Genomic DNA, 463 nt, shown 5'->3' on the forward strand with positions numbered 1-463 from the left:
GAAAATAGACTGCTCAAGGCTGCGCAGCACTGTTTGGCTATGTCTGTCACTCCAGCGTTTGTTACTGGCGTGCCATGCACGGGCGACTTCTTCAAACGAGTTCACTTTGGCGGGTGAGGGGGTGCCTTTCTTTTTGGCTTTGGGATCGATGCCCTGTGCCATCAGCTTTTTGGCTTCATCCCGTTTAGCACGGGCATCGGCTAATGATACTGCCGGATAAACGCCGAACGCCAGACGATCTTCTTTCTTATCGGTGGGGCGGTAATACTTCATCCGCCAGTATTTCGAGCCGCGTGACGAGACTTCTAAATAGAGACCGCCGCCACCGGCGAGTTTGTAGGTTTTTTCTTTGGGCTTTGCAGTGTCGATTTGCCGGGCGTTTAGTTTCATTATTAAGGGCATTCCTTGAATCGAACGGTAAGTGCCCCGAATTATGCCCTTCGCTGCATCTTGATTGCAACAG

The 463-nt window shown here is 51.4% G+C and carries 1 protein-coding gene; it reads right to left on the reverse strand.

Annotated elements, in window-relative coordinates; genetic code table 11:
• Window positions 1–390: integrase arm-type DNA-binding domain-containing protein (locus Xets_RS12730; protein WP_187651791.1), on the reverse strand; the 390-nt coding region annotated here is incomplete at its 3' end.
• Window positions 391–463: the final 73 nt, after the last annotated feature.

Source organism: Xenorhabdus sp. TS4, assembly GCF_014467265.1.
GTDB classification, from domain to species: domain Bacteria; phylum Pseudomonadota; class Gammaproteobacteria; order Enterobacterales; family Enterobacteriaceae; genus Xenorhabdus; species Xenorhabdus ehlersii.